The following is a 14,886-nucleotide window of genomic DNA, read 5'->3' on the forward strand; positions in this document are numbered from 1 at the left end:
CGGACTCCTCGCCCGTGGTCCCTCACTCCGCCGCGTGCCGGGAGAGGAAGGTGTAGACCTCGTTCTCGTCGACCCCGGGGAATGCGCCACGGGGGAGCGGTGAGAACATGTGCGTGTGCACCCGGGCGCTCGGCCAAGCGTTCGCGCTCCATCGAGCGGTGAGATCGGGCGCCGGGCGACGGCAGCACGCCTCGTCAGGGCAGGTCGACACCGCGCGGTCAGTGGTCTCACGTCCCCGCCACCAGCGTGCGTCGTCGAATGGGACGCCGACCGTGACGGAGAACTCACCATCGCTGGCCGCGCCTGTCTGCGTCGCGCACCAGAAGGTCCCGGACGAAGTGTCCGTGTACTGGTGGTGCTCTGTCGTGCGATTCTGCTGGGTGAACGCGGCCCGCGCTTGGAACTTCCGGCACACCGGCTGGCCTTCGACGGCGCCGGTGACGTCCATGGGCAGGGGTAGGTCGTCGTTCTCATAGACTCTGGTGATCGCACCGGTCTCGTCGACGCGGAGGAAGTGCAGCTTCATCCCGAGATGCTCGGTCATCAGGTTCGTCATCCGCATCCCGGCCGCCTCATGCGTGACACCGAACGCGTCACGGAAGTCCTCGACCGCGAGGTTCCGATCCTTCTTCGCCTGCTGCAGGAAGGCGACACCGGCGGTCTCCGGCACCAGGCAACTCGCCGCGAAGTAGTTGATCTCCAGGCGCTGCTGCAGAAAGTCGGCATAGTCGGTCGGCGGCGTGTGCCCCAGGAGCCGATGCGCCATCGCCTGAAGAGCCATCGACCGCAGGCCGTGACCGCCGGGAATGGATGCCGGCGGCAGATAGATGCGGCTGTTCTCCAGATCGGTCACCGAGCGCGTCGAGTGCGGCAGGTCGTTGACGTAGAGCAGTTCGAAGCCGAGCTTCTGGGCCATGATGCTCACAGTGCGGTGAGTGAGGGCGCCGCTGACGTGCCCGGCGGCCTTCAGCTGCTTCTCGGCGAGTTTCTCGATATCGCCGATGTAGTTGTTCTGGGCGCGCATGCGCAACCGCAACTCGGTGTTCGCGCGGCGCGCCTCCTCGGGCGTCGCGATGGCCTCGCGCGCACGGCGTTGCAGCTCGCGGTGAAGGCCGAGTATCGATTCGATCGTCTCGTCCGGCATGCCCTTCGAGACCCGCACCGGCGAGACGCCGAGCTGTCGGAAGACCGGACTCGCCTGTGCGTGCTCCAGTTCGATCTCCAGCGCAGCCCGACGATTGGGCGGCTCGCCGGAGATCAGATCGGAGACATCTGTCGCGGTGGCCTGGGCGATCGCCTGCAGCAGCGAGAGCTTGGGCTCGCGCTTGCCGTTCTCGATCAGGCTCAGCTGGGAACCCGCGACGCCGACCTGCGCGCCGAGCTCGTCGAGAGTGAAGCCGTTCGCCACGCGATGGTGGCGAATGCGATGACCAAGAGTCGTGAGATGGATGCCGGAGCCGCTCATTCCTTGAGCATATCGAAAGAATCATGTTTCTTATAGCCGAGAATGCCGTGAATCCATGGTTGATGTTGCAGAGAATGGACATACACACCGACTCTTCGAGGGAGTAGACATGGTTATGGCCGAGACCTTCACACCCCGCGTTCCCGCCGTCTCCGCGGCGCGCAGCATGGGCGCTGTCCCGACGTATGACACCCCCGCGATGGCGGAGCTGGTCGCGTGGGTCGACGAGATCCGTGCACTGACGCAGCCGGCGTCCGTTCATTGGGTGAGTGGATCGCAGGCCGAGAACGACACACTGCTGCGCGGACTCGTGTCGGAGGGCAAGCTCATCAAGCTGAACCCGGAGTGGCGACCGGGCTCGTACCTCGCCCGCTCGCACCCGAGCGATGTCGCTCGCACCGAGGCGCGCACGTTCATCGCCTCGGAACTCGAGAAGGATGCGGGACCCACGAACAACTGGGCGCCGCCAGCCGAGATGCACCAGACGATGAACGAGATCTTCGAGGGCTCGATGCGCGGACGCACGATGTATGTCGTGCCGTTCTCGATGGGGGCGATCGGCGGTCCTCTCTCGCACATCGGCGTGCAGATCACCGACAGCGCCTACGCGGTGGCATCCATCGGCATCATGACGCGCGTCGGCGATGCTGTCACCCGTCAGATCGCCGAGGGTGCTCCGTGGGTGAAGACCGTGCACTCGGTCGGCGCCCCACTCGCCCCCGGCGAGAACGATGTCGAGTGGCCCTGCAATGACGAGAAGTACATCGTGCACTTCCCTGACACGCTCGAGGTCTACTCGTACGGCTCGGGCTACGGCGGCAATGCCATCCTCGCCAAGAAGTGCTTCGCATTGCGGATCGCCTCGGTGATCGCCCGTGACGAGGGATGGCTCGCAGAGCACATGCTGCTCATCCGTGTCATCGATCCGAAAGGCAAGGCCTACCACGTCGCCGCGGCGTTCCCCTCGGCGTGCGGGAAGACGAACCTCGCGATGCTGCGCCCGACCATCCCCGGCTGGAAGGTCGAGACCCTCGGCGATGACATCGCGTGGATCCGACCGGGGGAGGACGGCCGGATGTGGGCCATCAATCCCGAGGCCGGATTCTTCGGCGTCGCCCCTGGAACCGGGGAGTCCACGAACGTCACCGCCGTCGAGACGCTGTGGGGCAACACGATCTTCACGAACGTCGCGCTCCGTCCGGACGGCGACGTGTGGTGGGAGGGCCTGACCGACACGCCTCCGGCGCACCTGACCGACTGGGAGGGCAACGACTGGACGCCGGACTCAGGTCGTCCGGCGGCGCACCCCAATTCACGGTTCACCGTCTCGGCCGCGCAGTGCCCGCAGATCTCGGACGACTGGGAAGAGGCGGTTCCGCTCGACGTCATCCTGTTCGGCGGTCGCCGGGCCACGAACGTGCCGCTCGTGGTCGAAGCGACCGACTGGACGCACGGTGTCTTCCTCGGCTCGACGATCTCCTCCGAGCGCACCGCGGCGGCCGAGGGAACAGTGGGCGAACTCCGCCGCGACCCGTTCGCGATGCTCCCGTTCTGCGGCTACAACATGGGCGACTACTTCGCGCACTGGCTCAAGGTGGGCCGCCAACTGCGATTCGACCGCGCACCGCGGATCTTCCAGGTCAACTGGTTCCGTCGTGGCGAGGACGGCCGATTCCTGTGGCCCGGCTTCGGCGACAACTCGCGCGTCGTCGACTGGATCATCCGCAGGGTCAGCGGGGAGGTCGCCGCGAGCGACAGCCCGATCGGACGGCTCCCGCTCATTGAAGACCTCAACGTCGATGGGCTCGACATCTCGCAGCAGGACCTCGACGAGCTCTTCGCCGTGGACGCGGATGCCTGGTCGAAGGAAGCCGATTCGACCGAGGACTTCTTCGACACGTTCGGCGACACGATGCCAGCGGCGCTCCGCGCTGAGCTCGCCTCGCTGCGGTACCGCCTCGCGCAGGCGAAGTAGCCGCTCAATGAGACCCGCGACGGCGGGATGACTGGGACAGACCCGTGGCTGAGTGGTCCCGTCATCCTGCCGTCGCGTTCTGCGCGCGTCCAGCGCCGCGAAGTACAGGGACTCGGGGTGTCAGGAGCTGCCGCTCGTGGACTCCAGCTTCGCCATCACCTGGTTGATCGTGAACGACGCGGACTCCTGCCGTGCCGGGTATTCCACAAGGGACTGCAGCATCCGAGCGACGTACGTCTGCGCGGGCACGAACAAGAACACGTGATCGAGCACCCAATCCCAATAGGTGTTCGACGTGATGTCCGCACGCTCGTACGGGTCGGTACGCAGGTTGAACAGCTTGGGGAACCGCAGCTCGATGTAAGGCTCCTGCCATACGCTCAGGGTGCCGACCGCACGCTGCTCGAGGAAGACGAGTTTCCAGTTGTCGAAGCGCAGGGCCGTGAGATCGCCGTCGTCGGAGACGTAGAAGAAGTGACGGCGAGGACTCTGCTCGGTGGCCCCCGTGATGTATTCGAGCTGGTTGTGACCGTCCAGATGCACCTTGAACTGGCTGCCGTGCAATTCGGTGCCGGTCTTCAGACGCTCGGCGATGTCGCTGTCGCCCACCGCGGCCAGCAGCGTCACGAACCAGTCGTTGTGGCTCACGATGCCGTTCAGCGTCGTGCCCGCCGGGATGTGGCCCGGCCAGCGGACCATGGCCGGTACCCGGTAGGCGCCCTCCCAGTTGGAATTCTTCTCATTGCGGAACGGGGTCATCCCGGCGTCAGGCCAGCTGTTCATGTGCGGTCCGTTGTCGGTGGAGTACATCACGATCGTGTTCTCGGCCAACCCCAGTTCGTCGAGCAGATCCAGCAGGCTCCCCACGACATCATCATGATCGAGCATCGTGTCGTGGTACTCGGATTGCCACCGTCCGGCGCGTCCCTTGCTCTCTTCCTTGGTGTGCGTGCGGAAGTGCATGTGCGTCGAATTGAACCAGACGAAGAACGGTGTGTCGTCGTCGGCCTGGCGGCGGATGAAGTCCGATGCGGCATCGCGGAACTCCTCGTCGACCGACTCCATGCGCTTCTTCGTCAGTGGACCGGTGTCCTCGATCCGCTGCGCGCCATCCTCCTCGGCCCAGGAGTGGATGACGCCACGCGGGCGGAACTTCTCGCTGAACCCGGGGAACTCCTCGTCGGTGGGGTAGTCGGGATGCTCGGGCTCCTCCTCTGCATTGAGGTGGTAGAGGTTCCCGAAGAACTCGTCGAAGCCGTGCGCCGTCGGAAGGTGCTCGTCACGATCACCGAGGTGGTTCTTGCCGAACTGCCCTGTGGCGTAGCCGTGGTGTTTGAGTGCATCGGCGATCGTCGGGTCCTCCGGCTGGAGGCCGAGCTTCGCCCCTGGCATCCCGACCTTGGTCAGTCCTGTGCGGTACGGATTCTGCCCGGTGATGAACGCCGCTCGACCTGCGGTGCAGCTCTGCTCGCCGTAATAGTCGGTGAACTTCACGCCATCCGCGGCGATCCGGTCGATGTTCGGCGTTCGATACCCCATCACGCCGTCGGAGTATGTGCTCAGGTTGGTGATGCCGATGTCATCACCCCAGATGATGAGGATGTTGGGCTTCTCGGACATGGACGCTCCTTGGTTCGGCCGGTCGGATCGGGCGGATGCCCCGGCCGGATTCAAGCAGGCCTGGAACCGGAAAACCAGGAGGGGTCATTCATCTCGGGCGAGACGGAATCCGATGTGCGACATCCCGGTGTCCTCGGCCTGCGGCGATCGAGCGGCCGGCCGGAACCGTAGACAGTAATCCGGCGAGCACAGATGCGATCCGCCCTTGAGCACCCGCCGCGGGATGTCCGGGAATGCTTCCTGGGCGCTCGCTGCGGCAAGAAGGTTCGTGCGTTTGCCCGCATCGACCGGCTTGTCCGACAGCCGCAGGTGCCGAGGGGTATAGAAGTCGGAGGTCCACTCCCACACGTTGGCGATCATGTCGTAGAGCCCATAGCCGTTGGCCGGGTACGAGCCGACGGGGGCCGCATCGCCGACGCCCTGATTGTCGTAGGGGAAGTGCCCCAGCCAGGAGTTCGCCTGGGCGATGCCGTCCGGATATGCCTCCTCGCCCCACGCGAAGCGGGCACTGTCCACTCCGCCACGAGCCGCGTACTCGTGCTCGGCCTCGGTGGGCAGTCGCAGGCCGACCCAATCGGCGTAGGCGACGGCATCCTCGAATGCGATGTGCACGACGGGATGCTGCATTCGATCGTCGACTGAGGAGTCGGGTCCGAACGGGCGTCGCCAGCACGCACCGGGCTGCCAACGCCACCAGTTGCGCCAGTTGTGCAGATCCGTCGGTCCCGTCGTCGGCGTGAACACCATTGACCCGGGGACGAGTTCGGCGGGGTCCGCGCCGGGAAATGCAGCCGGATCGAGTTCCCGCTCCGCGACCGTCACGTAGCCGGTCGCCTCGACGAACTCCGCGTACTGCCTGTTCGTCACCTCGTAGCGATCGATGAAGAATGACGCGACTTCCCGTTCATGAACAGGCTTCTCATCCGGGTAGAACTCGTCCGAACCCATTCGGAACGTGCCGCCGGGGATGGGGACCATATCGCGGATGCTCGTCACGGCTTCAGCGTAGTGACGTGTGAGGCATTCTGAGGAATCAGACGAGAAGTTGGTGCCGCGCCAGGTCCCGGTACAGCGGCACCTGCTCGACGAGCTCGCCGTGCGTGCCCTGGCCGACCACTTCACCGTTCTGCAGCACGACGATCAGATCGCTGTCGACGACCGTCGACAGACGATGCGCGATCACCACGAGCGTGCGGTCGGCGGAGACGGCATCGATCGCCTCGCGCATGCGTTGTTCGTTCACGCCGTCGAGTGACGAGGTCGATTCGTCGAGCAGCAGGATCGGGGCCTCGGTGAGCAGCGCCCTGGCGATCGCGAGACGCTGGCGTTCACCGCCGGAGAGCATCACGCCGTCCTCGCCGACCGGAGTCTGAAGCCCCAGCGTGCCGCGATCGAGCACATCCCCCAGATTCACGGCGCGCAGCACGCGCTCGCAATCCGCATCCGTCGCATCAGGCGAGGCGAGGCGCAGGTTGTCGGCGAGCGTGCCTGCGAGGGTCGGGGCGTCCTGCTCGACGTACCCGAACTGCGCACGCAGTTCGGCGCGCGGATAGGTGCGGATGTCGTGACCGTCGAGGCGGATCGAGCCGCCCGTGGGGTCGTAGAACCGCTCGATCAACGAGAGGATCGTGCTCTTGCCGGCGCCGCTGGGACCGACGAGCGCGACGCGCGATCCCCGTGGAACGGCGAAGGAGACGCCACGGAGCACGTCCCGGTCGGCATGGGTATCAGCATCCGGGTCGCTCGTGCGGCGCTCGAGGTGCGCGTCGACGAGCACGGTGCGAGCCTCGGCCGCCGCCGCTTCGCGCGCGGCGACGACGGCGTCGGGATAGCGGAAGCGGACGTCTTGGAAAGAGAGCGCGGGGATATCGGATGCCGTGCCCGTGGCGTCGACCGGCACAGACGCGGCGATGACGGCATCCTCCTGGTCCTCGGTCGGAAGGTCGAGCACCTCCTGAATGCGTCCCAGCGCGCCGAGCGCCTGGTTCACCGAGGTGATCGCTCCGAACGTCGTCGCGAGCGGCATGATCAGCATGAAGAGGAACATCACGAAGGTGATGAGCGAAGCCACCGTGATCGCTCCGGCCGCGACGCGGAACCCGCCGACACCGAGCACAGCCAGCAGGGACAGCTGCATGGCGATGCCGGAGATCGGCACGACCAGTGCGGAGACCTTGGCGATGCGCACGCCGAGGCCGTACGCCTCACCGGCGAGCGTCGATACCGCTGCCGTCTCACGCTCCGTGGCGCCTGAGGCGCGCACGGTGCGGATCGATCCGACCGCGCGCTCGACCGCCGAGGCCAGCTCGCCGACTTTGACCTGCTGTGCGCTCGAGGCGGTGCGGATGCGCCCGCTCAGCATCACGACGACGGTGAGGGAGACTCCGACGACCACGACGATGAGCAGTAGCAGGATCGGATCGATGATCAGCATCGCGATCAGGGCTCCGAGAAACAGGATGGCGCTTCCGACCGCATCCGCAAGGCCCTGAGTGAGTACGGCGTAGAGGAGCGTCGTGTCGGTGCCGACTCGCGAGACCAGGTCACCGGTGCGGCGGGCATCGAACTCGCGGATCGGCAGATGCAGGATGCGTGCGATCAGCTGGCGGCGGCTGGAGTGCACGACCGCGGTGCCGGTGCGCTGGAGCAGATAGTGCTGATAGCCGGAGATGACGGAGGAGATGAGCACGAAGCCGACCAGCAGCCACACCAGCATCCCCAAAGTGCCGCCGGACTGCACGGCCGCGATCACCTGTCCGACCAGCAGCGGCTGAACGAGCGATGTCGCGGCACCGAAGATGCTGAGGATCGCCACGACTATCAGTGTCTTCTTGTGTTCGAAGAGGAAAGGAAGCAACTGGCGGAACGTGGCGCGCGGACCATCCTGCGGTGCACCGCGTCCGCGGCGGCGAGTGGGCGCCATGCGAGACATCTATGACCTCGATCTGAAGAAAAGGGTTACCTACGACCGTACTTCCTGTGGACGGCCTGCTTGGTCACGCCGAGGGCGCTGGCGATCGCCTGCCAGGAGTAGCCGGTGTTGCGCGCGCGGCGCACCTGCGCCTCCTCGATGCGCGAGATCTCGCGACGGAGTTCGGTCAGGCGGTGCAGCTCGGCGAGCGGCTCGCCCTGCGGGTCGAGCGCCTGTGCGGTGGGAATGCTCATGATCGTCAACATAACTTGACGCCGATGGGATGTCAACTCAAGTTGACGAATCCGGAGGCCTGCACCCATCGGGCAGAATGGCGGGATGCTCTCGAAGCTCGACCCAGGTGACCGTATCGCTGTCCTGTCCCCGTCCTTCGCCGCCCCCGCCGTCGCACCGGCGCTGCACGAGCAGGCGCTGCGGCGACTGACCGAGCTCACCGGACTCGTCCCCGTGGAGTACCCGACGACACGTGAGCTCGGGGCGAGTCCAGAGGCGCGCGCAGCCGATGTCAACGCAGCGTTCGCCGATCCGAGCATCCGGGCGATCCTGGCGACGATCGGCGGCGACGATCAGATTCTCGTCGTCCCGCACCTGGATGCTGCGCTCGCGCAGGCCGATCCCAAGCCGTTCCTCGGGCACAGCGACAACACGAACATCCTCAACTGGCTGTGGCAGCACGGCGTCCCCGGCTTCTACGGCGGCTCGACCGCCGTGCACCTCGGCCCTGGTCCCGCCGTCGATGACATCCACCTGCGCTCGCTGCGGGCGGCGCTGCTGGACGGCGGCGAGCTGGAACTCACCGAACCGGGCGAATCCGAAGACGTCGGCCGCCGGTGGGAGGACCACCGCGCCCTCACCGAGTACGGCGATCGCGCGCAGACGACGCCGTGGACATGGGGCGGGCCCGAGCGCCGCGTCGAGGGTCGCACGTGGGGTGGTTGTCTCGAAACCATCGACGGTTTGGCGTTCGCGGATCGCCTCCCCACGGCATCCGACCTCGACGGTGCGATCCTGATGCTCGAGACGAGCGAGGAGCGTCCGCCCGCGGGGTGGGTCGCCCGCTGGCTGCGTGGTCTGGGGGAGCGCGGAATACTCCAGGCCGCAGCGGGCGTGATCTTCGCTCGGCCGCCGGTGAGCGACTTCGAGTTCCACCCGTCCGAGAGCGAGGCGCAGGCGCTCCGCGACGCCCAGCGCGATGTCGTGATCGAGACGGTCGCGCGCTACAACCCGGATGCCGTGGTGTGTGTCGGGGTGCCATTCGGGCACACGCGGCCGCAGTGGATCGTGCCGTACGGCGGACGCATCATCTTGGACGGCGTCCGCCGCACGGTCACAGCCGACTACAGCTCGACGGCCGCAGCGAGTCCGAGGTCGTCTTCGTAGTCGTTGTCCTTCGTCTCCTTCGTCAGGATCAACGCGACGAAGGTGAGCACGCCCATCGCCGACAGGTACAGTCCGACGAGCCACGGCTCGCCCCCCGCGAACTCCCACAGCTTCAGGGCGATGAGAGGGGCGATCGCGGCGCCGAGGATCGAGGAGACGTTGTAGGCGATGGCGGAACCGGAATAGCGCACATTCGTCGGGAACAGCTCTGGCAGCATCGCACCCATCGGGCCGAATGTGATCCCCATCAGCATGAAGCCGAACACGAGGAATGCCTGTGTGAGCGCACCGGTAAACTGCGGGTCGATCTGCGGCATCAGGAAGACGTTGAAGGTGAGCCCGAAGACGATGATCGCTCCGGTGACCCAGAGCAGGAGCTTGCGACGCCCGATCGCGTCGGCGACGGGGCCGGAGAGCAGCGTGAAGATACCGAAGAAGACCACGCCGACGATCTGCATGAGCACGAAGTCGGTGTAACCGAAGCCCGCTCCTGGCACATCGGCGTCGGTCGCGGCCGTGCCGTATGCGAGCGTGAAGTTCGTCATCAGGTAGAACAGCACGTACGTGGCCAGCATGATGAACGTGCCGAGGATGAGGTGCTTCCAGTGGTGGCGGAACACGGTGGCAAGCGGCATCTTGCGGATGACGCCCTTCTGCTCCGCCCGCTTGAAGGTGTCGGACTCGACCAGCTTGAGCCGGACCCAGAGACCGATGATGACCATGACGGCGGAGAACAGGAACGGGATGCGCCAGCCCCAGGCGAGGAAGGCCTCCGACTGCAGCGAGGGGTTCTCTCCGTGCGGGAGTGCCCAGTTGATGCCGAGGAAGATGAAGTTCGCGATGATGAAGCCGAGGGGAGCGCCCAGTTGCGGGAACGATCCGTACCAGGCACGCTTGCCCTTCGGCGCGTTCTCGGTCGCGACGAGTGCGGCGCCGGACCATTCGCCACCGAGGGCGAATCCCTGAGCGAGACGCAGGATGAGCAGCAGCAGCGGCGCCACCCACCCGATCTGCTGGAACGTCGGCAGCAGGCCGATGATGAACGTCGCGATGCCCATCGTGAGGAGGGAGGCGACGAGCGTCGCCTTGCGCCCGTACTTGTCGCCGAAGTGCCCGAACACCATCGCACCGATGGGGCGGGCGACCATGGCCGCGCCGAAGACGGCGAAGGACGCCAGCAGCGACGCGGTGGCGTTGTCGCTGGGGAAGAACAGCACGGGGAACACGAGGACCGCGGCAGTGGCGTACGCGTAGAAGTCGTAGAACTCGATCGTCGTGCCGACCAGGCTGGCGAGAATGACGCGCGAGCGCGGATTGGCGGGTTTCACAGCGGTACTCATGATCTCCTAGCGTTCGGCGTGCTCATGACTGAGTGAGCACCCACGGGAGTTTACGCCTTCCTGAGCATTGCCTGTGTGTCATTCCTCGCGGTCGCCGAGCTCGAGGCCAGGAAGGAACTGCGCTCGCGGCTTCAGAAGATGTTCGAGCTCCAGCACGACGAGCCGGTTCGTTTCCCGCCGCGCCGCGGGTGCTGGGATGTACAGCGTGCGCTGCGGACCGTTTCGCCAGTAGCGGCCGAGGAAGAAGCCGTTCATGAACGCGTAGCCCTTTCCCCAACCCGCCGTGTCGAGGAAGAGATCGGACGCGTCCGGCAGCTCGAACTCGCCGATCCAGGCGGATGGTGCGGCGCCCGCCTCCGATTCCGCGGAGGCCTCGGTGTCGCGGGCGGTGATCACCGCGGCTGTCGCCGCGACATCCAGTGGCGTCGAGCGCCAACCGCGCAGCGGGTCGCCGTTGAGGAGCGGCGTGCCGATCAGACCCTTCTCCTCGCCGAGACGAGGTCCGTAGTTCACCCGACCCTGATCTTCGACGAGGATGCTGAGGATCTTGCCCGGTGGGACAGTGATGGTGTGATCGTGGCGAGTGCGGGCCAGGATGCCGATGCTCTGACCGTCGACGCGCACCCACGCGAGGTCGCGGGCATCTTCGACGGTCAGCGTCGCGGGCGCGGAGAGTTCGGGCAGCTCGACGTCATACCGCACGAGTGCACTCAAGTGCTCGAGCGCGTCGAACGTCGCGGGGTGCTCCGCGGACGCGGGGGCGGCGGTTCCGGCATCCGTCCACGTTCCGATGTTCCGCAGCGGCACCGTGAACGACGGCGCCGGTACGGCCGGTTCCGGCAACTCATCCGGCACTGGAGCGTGCTTCGCGATCACATCACGCAGCGCGTAGTACTTCTCGGTCGGGTTGCCGGCCTCGTCCAGCGGTGCGTCGTAGTCGTACGAGGTCACCAGTGGGAGATAGCGCCCCTTGTGGTTCGCGCCGTTGGTCAGGCCGAAGTTCGTGCCGCCGTGGAACATGTAGATGTTCACGGATGCGCCGGCCGCCAGGAGAGCATCGAGGTCTTCCGCGACGGTCGCGACTTCGGTGGTGTGGTGGACACCGCCCCACCAGTCGAACCAGCCGTCCCAGAACTCCGAGCACATGAGCGGACCGGTCGCCTGATGCTCGCGGAGCGTGGCGAGACGTTCGGGGATGCGCGATCCGAAGGACCCGGTGCGATGGAGCCCCGCGAGGCTGCCGTCCGCGAGCATCCGGTCGACTGGCTGGTCGACGGTCGTCAGCGGCACGCTGATGCCAGAGTCCTTCGTGATGCGCACGAGTTCTTCGAGGTACTCCCGGTCGGAGCCGTACGCGCCGTACTCGTTCTCGATCTGCACGAGGACGACAGGGCCGCCATGCTGGATCTGCCGCGGGGCCACGATCTCGTAGACGCGGCGGAGGTAGTCGGCCACATCGGCGAGGTACGCGGGGTCGGAAGTGCGCAGCGTGTTCTCGTCCGCTGCCAGCCAAGTGGGCAGGCCGCCGTTATGCCATTCGGCGCATATGTATGGACCCGGACGGACGATCGCATCCATCCCCTCCTCGCGCACGAGATCGAGGAAGCGCCCGAGGTCATTCCAGCCGGTGGCGTCCCATTCACCTCGGCGCGGCTCGTGCGCGTTCCATGCGACATACGTTTCGACCGTGTTCAATCCCATCAGGCGGGCTTTGCGGATGCGGTCCTGCCACTGGTCGGGGTGCACCCGGAAGTAGTGGATGGCTCCGGAGATGATCTGATGCGGCCGGCCGTCACGGAGGAACTCGGTGTCGCCGATGGAGAAGGTGCTCACGAACTGCGCTTTCGCTGGGAGGGGCGGGCGGGAAATCGATCCCGCCCGCCCCTGACTCTCTTACTTGTTGACGCTGAAGCCCTGGCTGTTGCCGTACTCGACCAGCGCGTCCTGCCAGGCGGTGAGACCTTCGTTGATATCGGTGCCGTTCTGGTACGACTGTCCTACGGTGTCGCCGAAGATGCTGTTCGAGTACACCTGGTAGGGCAGGTAGTTCCAGCCCTCGACCACGTCGTCGGCCGCAGCAGCGAGCACCTCGTTGATCTTCTGCCCGCCGAAGTACTCCGGCGCGTCGCTGAGGAACTCCTCGCTGGACAGCTCGGCGGTGGTCGACGGGAAGCCGCCGCTCTCGAGGAACGTCGAGATGCTCTCCTCGCTGTTGTTCAGCCACCACAGGAATCCGGCTGCGAGCTCGGGATTCTCGCTCTGCGTCGTGACTGCCTGGCCGCCGCCACCGTTCTCTGCGGTCGCCGGGGTGCCGTCGTAGGTCGGCATCGGCGCGACACGCCAGTCGCCTGAGCCGTCGGGGGCGCCGGAGATCAGGTTTCCCGGCATCCAGGCGCCGATGACCAGTGAGGCGAGGCTGCCGTCGCCGAGACCGCGGAACCACTCGTCGCTCCAGCTGCCGTAGGGGGCGACCAGGTCCTCCTCGACGAGGCGGTTCCAATTGTCCGCCCACTTCTTCGACCCGGCATCCTGCAGGTCGATCGTGACGTCGGTGCCGTCCGTCGTGAACGGCTGTCCGCCGGCCTGCCAGATCATGCTCGTTGCGAAGCCCGCATCGCCGGTGTCATTGGTGATGTACGCGTTCGGGTTCGCGGCGTGGATCGTCTTGGCGGCCTCGTAGTACTCGTCCCACGTGGTCGGCACGGCCACGCCGGCTGCATCGAAGACGGTCTTGTTGTAGAACAGCGCCATGGGGCCCGAGTCCTGAGGGAGCCCGTAGATCGCGTCGCCGTCGGTGACGGAGTTCCAGGTGGATGCCGTGTAGTCGTCCTCGAAGTCGGCGAAGCCGTACTGGGAGAGATCGACGAACGCCTCTGTGAGCGCGAACTGCGGGAAAGCGTAGTACTCGACCTGCACGACATCCGGAGCGCCGGAGCCCGCCTTGATGGCGTTCTGGAGCTTGGTGTACTCCTCGTTGTTCGTGCCGGCGTTGACGAGGTTGACCTTCACGTTCGGATAAGCCTTCTCGAACGCGGCGACCTGCGCTTCGGCCGACGGAGTCCACGACCAGTACGTGATCTCGCCGCCGGTCTCGAGGGCAGCTTCGACGGAGTCGAACGAGCCGTCGCCGGCTCCGGTGCCGCCTGTGTCGCCGGCTCCGGCGCTGCAGCCGGCAAGGGCGATGGCCGCCACGGTTCCGGCCGCGAGCGCCGTGAGTGCCCTGCGCTTCGCGGGTGAGGGAATGTGCTTCATTGCTGTGTTCCTTTCGGGTGATGCTGTGAGTGTTCGGGTGGTGCTCGTCGGCTGGTGCTACTGCTTTACGCTTCCGGCGGTGAGACCGGATTGCCAGAACCGCTGCAGGAGCAGGAACGCGATGACGATCGGGATGATCGTGAGCAGCGAGCCCATGATCACGAGGTTGTAGATCGGCTGTGACCCGGCGCCGATGGCCTGGTTGCTCCACTGGTTCAGCCCGACGGTCAGCGGGTACCAGGCAGGATCGGAGAGCATGATCAGGGGAAGGAAGTAGTTGTTCCACGTCGCGACGACGGTGAAGAGCGCGACGGTGACGATGCCGGGTGCGAGCAGGCGCATCGAGATCGTGAAGAACGTGCGGAACTCACCCGCGCCGTCGATGCGAGCCGCTTCCAAGAGCTCGGTCGGCACGGATTCGGATGCGAACACCCAGATCAGGTAGAGGCCGAAGGGGCTGATGAGCGAGGGGATGATCACCGCCCACGGTGTGTTCGTCAGGCCCAACTCGCTGAACAGCAGGAACGTCGGCACCGCGAGCGCGGTGCCGGGCACGGCCACCGCTCCGAGGACGACGGCGAAGACCGCGCGTCGGCCGGGGAAGCGGTACTTCGCGAGTCCGTATCCGGCCATCGTCGCGAGCAGCGTCGCGCCACCGGCCCCGACCACGACGTAGAGCAGCGTGTTGCCGAGCCAACGCAGGAAGATGCCGTCACGGTACGAGAACGTCGCCACGAGATTGTCGAAGAACGCGAAGTCGTCGGAGAACCACAGGCCGAAGGAGGAGAACAGTCCTGCCTGGGTCTTGGTGGAGCTGAACAGCAGCCAGACCAGCGGAACCAGTGTGTACAGCGCGTAGACGATCATCACGATCAGCAGCGTGTTCGACCTGCGCGGGTTCATCGGGTCATGGCGCTTCGTC

Annotated in this window: 11 protein-coding genes; 2 read left to right on the forward strand and 9 right to left on the reverse strand. The window is 66.1% G+C overall.

The window, feature by feature from the left end; all coding sequences use genetic code 11:
* Positions 1–22: 22 nt before the first annotated feature.
* Complete coding sequence (locus QFZ46_RS14940) at positions 23–1,465, reverse strand: helix-turn-helix domain-containing protein (RefSeq protein WP_307362975.1); 1,443 nt, start codon at positions 1,463–1,465, stop codon at positions 23–25.
* A gap of 166 nt (positions 1,466–1,631) precedes the next feature.
* On the opposite strand from QFZ46_RS14940, the gene QFZ46_RS14945 reads away from it, so the two are divergent.
* Complete coding sequence (locus QFZ46_RS14945; protein ID WP_307364618.1) at positions 1,632–3,440, forward strand: phosphoenolpyruvate carboxykinase (GTP); 1,809 nt, start codon at positions 1,632–1,634, stop codon at positions 3,438–3,440.
* A 120-nt stretch (positions 3,441–3,560) separates the two neighbouring features.
* On the opposite strand, the gene QFZ46_RS14950 is transcribed toward QFZ46_RS14945, so the two are convergent.
* From QFZ46_RS14950 to QFZ46_RS14965, 4 genes are all read right to left on the reverse strand, one after another.
* Positions 3,561–5,060, reverse strand: coding sequence for an arylsulfatase (locus tag QFZ46_RS14950; protein WP_307362978.1), 1,500 nt, complete (start codon positions 5,058–5,060; stop codon positions 3,561–3,563).
* Positions 5,061–5,144: 84 nt separating this feature from the next.
* The gene (locus tag QFZ46_RS14955; protein WP_307364620.1) at positions 5,145–6,038 is read right to left on the reverse strand and encodes a formylglycine-generating enzyme family protein; all 894 of its coding nucleotides are present in this window, start codon (positions 6,036–6,038) and stop codon (positions 5,145–5,147) included.
* A 55-nt stretch (positions 6,039–6,093) separates the two neighbouring features.
* Positions 6,094–7,992: an ABC transporter ATP-binding protein gene (locus QFZ46_RS14960; protein ID WP_307362980.1), complete on the reverse strand. Its 1,899-nt coding sequence runs from the start codon at positions 7,990–7,992 to the stop codon at positions 6,094–6,096.
* A gap of 26 nt (positions 7,993–8,018) precedes the next feature.
* Positions 8,019–8,225: an AsnC family protein gene (locus tag QFZ46_RS14965; RefSeq protein ID WP_307362982.1), complete on the reverse strand. Its 207-nt coding sequence runs from the start codon at positions 8,223–8,225 to the stop codon at positions 8,019–8,021.
* 85 nt (positions 8,226–8,310) lie between these two features.
* Between QFZ46_RS14965 and QFZ46_RS14970 the strand changes: the two genes are divergently transcribed.
* Complete coding sequence (locus QFZ46_RS14970; RefSeq protein WP_307362984.1) at positions 8,311–9,372, forward strand: S66 family peptidase; 1,062 nt, start codon at positions 8,311–8,313, stop codon at positions 9,370–9,372.
* Here the strand turns inward: QFZ46_RS14970 and QFZ46_RS14975 are convergent.
* The 4 genes from QFZ46_RS14975 to QFZ46_RS14990 all read right to left on the reverse strand — a co-directional run bounded on the left by QFZ46_RS14975 (position 9,330) and on the right by QFZ46_RS14990 (position 14,867).
* The gene (locus QFZ46_RS14975) at positions 9,330–10,712 is read right to left on the reverse strand and encodes an MFS transporter (protein WP_307362986.1); all 1,383 of its coding nucleotides are present in this window, start codon (positions 10,710–10,712) and stop codon (positions 9,330–9,332) included. The genes QFZ46_RS14970 and QFZ46_RS14975 overlap by 43 nt on opposite strands.
* 78 nt (positions 10,713–10,790) lie before the next feature.
* On the reverse strand, positions 10,791–12,545 hold the full coding sequence (locus QFZ46_RS14980; protein ID WP_307362988.1) for a glycoside hydrolase family 35 protein: 1,755 nt from the start codon (positions 12,543–12,545) through the stop codon (positions 10,791–10,793).
* A 60-nt stretch (positions 12,546–12,605) separates the two neighbouring features.
* Positions 12,606–13,964, reverse strand: coding sequence for an ABC transporter substrate-binding protein (locus QFZ46_RS14985; RefSeq protein WP_307362990.1), 1,359 nt, complete (start codon positions 13,962–13,964; stop codon positions 12,606–12,608).
* Positions 13,965–14,021: 57 nt separating this feature from the next.
* Positions 14,022–14,867 carry a carbohydrate ABC transporter permease gene (locus QFZ46_RS14990; RefSeq protein WP_307364621.1) on the reverse strand — a complete coding sequence of 282 codons (846 nt, stop codon included), beginning with the start codon at positions 14,865–14,867 and terminating at the stop codon, positions 14,022–14,024.
* Positions 14,868–14,886: the final 19 nt, after the last annotated feature.

This window comes from Microbacterium murale (assembly GCF_030815955.1).
Classification (GTDB): Bacteria; Actinomycetota; Actinomycetes; order Actinomycetales; family Microbacteriaceae; genus Microbacterium; species Microbacterium murale_A.

Excerpts from the sequence above, each read along its gene's own strand:
- QFZ46_RS14945 (WP_307364618.1), top strand. The coding sequence starts at position 1,632 with ATGGGCGCTGTCCCGACGTATGACACCCCCGCGATGGCGGAGCTGGTC.
- QFZ46_RS14970 (WP_307362984.1), top strand. The coding sequence starts at position 8,311 with ATGCTCTCGAAGCTCGACCCAGGTGACCGTATCGCTGTCCTGTCCCCG.
- QFZ46_RS14975 (WP_307362986.1), bottom strand. The coding sequence starts at position 10,712 with ATGAGTACCGCTGTGAAACCCGCCAATCCGCGCTCGCGCGTCATTCTC.
- QFZ46_RS14950 (WP_307362978.1), bottom strand. The coding sequence starts at position 5,060 with ATGTCCGAGAAGCCCAACATCCTCATCATCTGGGGTGATGACATCGGC.
- QFZ46_RS14965 (WP_307362982.1), bottom strand. The coding sequence starts at position 8,225 with ATGAGCATTCCCACCGCACAGGCGCTCGACCCGCAGGGCGAGCCGCTC.
- QFZ46_RS14985 (WP_307362990.1), bottom strand. The coding sequence starts at position 13,964 with ATGAAGCACATTCCCTCACCCGCGAAGCGCAGGGCACTCACGGCGCTC.
- QFZ46_RS14990 (WP_307364621.1), bottom strand. The coding sequence starts at position 14,867 with ATGAACCCGCGCAGGTCGAACACGCTGCTGATCGTGATGATCGTCTAC.
- QFZ46_RS14955 (WP_307364620.1), bottom strand. The coding sequence starts at position 6,038 with ATGGTCCCCATCCCCGGCGGCACGTTCCGAATGGGTTCGGACGAGTTC.
- QFZ46_RS14940 (WP_307362975.1), bottom strand. The coding sequence starts at position 1,465 with ATGAGCGGCTCCGGCATCCATCTCACGACTCTTGGTCATCGCATTCGC.
- QFZ46_RS14960 (WP_307362980.1), bottom strand. The coding sequence starts at position 7,992 with ATGTCTCGCATGGCGCCCACTCGCCGCCGCGGACGCGGTGCACCGCAG.